The organism is Pseudomonas sp. SG-MS2 (assembly GCF_009933855.1).
GTDB classification, from domain to species: domain Bacteria; phylum Pseudomonadota; class Gammaproteobacteria; order Pseudomonadales; family Pseudomonadaceae; genus Aquipseudomonas; species Aquipseudomonas putida_E.
In genome coordinates, this window is record NZ_MOMO01000057.1 from 1 (window position 1) to 3,245 (window position 3,245).

Here is a 3,245-nt window from a genome sequence, read left to right on the forward strand (position 1 = left end):
ATCCCTGAGGCATTTCCCCGACAACAGCGATACTTCAGCAGCGCTCGTAGGATAATTCCCAAGCAGGTCGATGCTGAAGCATTTGGTTTCAAGTTCAGAAATGTCTTACGGCTAGAGACCCTATCGCTGCTACTGGTCTAGGCCATGTCGCTGAACGCGAATTCCTCCGCCAAGTGATCGATCAGCGACCGCACCGACGGCAGCAACCCACGCCGCGAAGGGAAGATGGCATGCACGATGCCGCAGCGCGGGTGCCACTGCGGCAACAGTTCCACCAAACGGCCTTCGGCCAGGTCTTCGCGCACCGCCACCCGTGGCAAGTGCGCGATACCAACTCCGGCCACCACGAAATGGCGCAGGGCAAACAGGTCATCGGTGACCATGCGCGGTGTGTGCGGGATCACGATGCTGCGGCTCATGTCCTCGCCCTGGAACAGCTCCCACTGGTACTCGCGCTGGGCGCTACCCCAATGCACGCTGGGCAGCGTGCCGAGCAACTGCGGGTCGAAGCCCTTGGGCAAGTGCTCCAGATACTGCGGGTGCCCCACCAGGCACTGGGTGCTGTTGCTCAGTACTTTCATCACCATGTCGGTGTTTTCCAGCGGCGGGAAGCGCACGCGCAGCGCTACGTCGAAGCCTTCGTGCAGCAGGTCGACGCGGCGGTTGGTGCTCTCGATGAACAGCTCTACCTGCGGATACTTGAGCATGTAGCGGGTGAGCATTGGCCCGACCCAGGAGTTGAGCAGGGTAGTCGGGCAGCTGATGCGCACCAGCCCGCGCGGTTCGCTGCGGTTGCGCTCGATGATTTCTGCCGCGCCCTCGGCCTCTACGCGCATGGCCAGGCAACGGTTGTAGTAGGCCTGGCCGATCTCGGTGAGCGAACAGTGCCGGCTGGTGCGGTGCAGCAGGCGCACGCCCAGGCGGTCCTCAAGGTCGGCGATGCGGCGGCTGAGTTTCGACTTGGGCATGTCCAGCGCCCGCCCGGCCGGTGCGAAGCCGCCGTGCTCGACCACTTGGGTGAAGTAGTAGAGGGAGTTGAGGTCTTCCAATGATCGTTCTCCAGGCGGAACGCTAAGGGCAATTTTCGCAGTCTACCGCTTTTGCCGGAGCGCTAAATCAGTTGCCCTTGAGAACAGGCTGGCCAATCCGGAAATTTGCCTGACGCTCAATCCGCATCCGAATCAAACAACCGCTCCAACTCCACCCGCGCTTCCTTGGCCGTCTGCATCACCTTGGCCCGGTCATCACGCACCTGCCCCTGCGCCTCCAGCACTTCCTCGTCATGCTGGGCAAACCGCTCGATGCGGTCCGCCGCCTGTTCACTGCTCAGCCCCAACCCGACCAGCGCCCGGCGGGTCATTTCCAGGCTCGAATAGAACGTCTCGCGAATCGGCTCTGCGCCCACGTCCACCAGCTTGTGCACATGCTGGCGGTTACGCGCGCGGGCCAGCACTTTAAGGTGAGGGTACAGGCGCTTGACCCGTTCTGCCGTGCGTGTAGTCACTTCCGGGTCGTCGATGGTGATAACGAAATACTCCGCCTCGCCGACCTTGGCTGCATGCAGCACCTCGGGGCGCTGCGGGTCGCCGTAGAACACCGGGGCCTGTTCGAGCATGCGGGTCATCTCGATGGCGTCCACCGAGGTTTCCAGGGCGACGAAGGGGATTTTCTGCGCCCGCAGGATCCGCGAGACGATCTGCCCCATGCGGCCCATGCCGACAATCACCACGCGTGGGGCACCGGCATCGATGGCCTTGTATTGCTCGGGTACTTCGCGGGCAGGTTGCGTGCGCTTGAGGGCGCGGGCGCAGCCGAGCATCAGCAGCGGGGTGATGGCCATCGACAGGGTGATGGTCATCAGCAGCAGGTCGTAGGTCTGGGTGTCGAACAGGCCCTGGTCCTTGCCCAGCTTGAACACCACGAAGGCGAACTCACCACCGGTGGCCAGTACCATCCCCAGGCGCAGTGCGCTGGCGCTGTGCAGGCCACCGGCCAGACGGCCGATGCCGATCAGCAGTACCAGTTTGACCGTCACCAACAACAGTGTCAGGCCCAGCAGCACCAGCGGCATTTCCAGCAGCAGGCTCAGGTTTGCGCCCATGCCGACACTCATGAAAAACAGCCCCAGCAGCAGGCCTTTGAACGGTTCGATCTGCGATTCCAGCTCATGCCGGTATTCCGAGTCGGCCAGCAGCAGGCCCGCGAGGAAGGCGCCCAGGGCCATGGAAATGCCTGCTTCCTCCATCAGCCAGGCAGTGCCGATCACTACCAGCAGCGCGGTGGCGGTGGACACTTCCGGTAGGCCGGTGCGGGCCACGATGCGGAACACTGGGCGCAGCAGGTAGCGCCCGCCGATGATCACCACAGCGATGCTGGCGAAGACGTTCAGGCCATTTTGCAGGCTGTCACCGTGGCTGGTGTCCTGGCCGCTGGCGGCCAGCAGTGGCACCAGGGCAATCAGCGGGATCGCGGCGATGTCCTGGAACAGCAAGATGGCAAATGCCAGGCGGCCATGCGGGGCGTTGAGCTGCTTGCTCTCGGCCAGGCTCTGCAGGCCCAATGCGGTGGACGACAGGGCCAGGCCAAGGCCGACCACGATGGCGGCAGAGAGTGACTGGCCGAAGCCGAACAGGGCGATGGCGCCGATGAGTGCGCCGGTCAGCAGCACCTGTGCAGTACCGACGCCGAACACTGACTTACGCATCAGCCACAGGCGCTTGGGCGACAGTTCCAGGCCTATGATGAACAGCAGCAGGACCACGCCCAGTTCGGAAATGTGCGCCACACTTTCGGTGTCGCGGATCAGGCCCAGGGCCTGTGGGCCGATGGCCACGCCAGCCAGCAGGTAGCCGATAACGGCGCCCAGTTGCAGGCGTTTGGCCAAGGGTACGGCGAGGACGGCGGCGAGCAGGAAGATCACCGCGGTTTGCAGAAGGCTGCCTTCGTGTGGCATTGGCTCGAACTCCATGAGCTGCCGGGGCAGCGTTAGAACAGTGTGGCGGGCAATTCTGGGGATTGCGGATGGTTCAGACAATCTGCCTGCGGCAAGAAACATTGTCCCGATTGATGTGACAGTCCGGGTCGACCTCGTGGCGAGGCTTCCTGCGAAAGGACCAATAGCCGTAAGACATTTCTGAGCCTGAAACCAAATGCTTCAGCATCGACCTTTTGGGAATTATCCTGCGAGCGCTGCTGAAGTATCGCTGTTGTCGGGGAAATGCCTCAGGGATAACGTTTTCGGGTCA

General features: G+C 62.8%; 2 protein-coding genes. Both read right to left on the reverse strand.

The features are described from left to right. Positions 1-137 precede the first annotated feature (137 nt). Entirely contained in the window at positions 138-1,049 is a 912-nt protein-coding gene (locus BLX42_RS04175) for a LysR substrate-binding domain-containing protein (protein WP_115273303.1), read from the reverse strand. A 116-nt stretch (positions 1,050-1,165) separates the two neighbouring features. After that, entirely contained in the window at positions 1,166-2,953 is a 1,788-nt protein-coding gene (locus tag BLX42_RS04180) for a monovalent cation:proton antiporter-2 (CPA2) family protein (RefSeq protein WP_119688059.1), read from the reverse strand. Positions 2,954-3,245 lie beyond the last annotated feature (292 nt).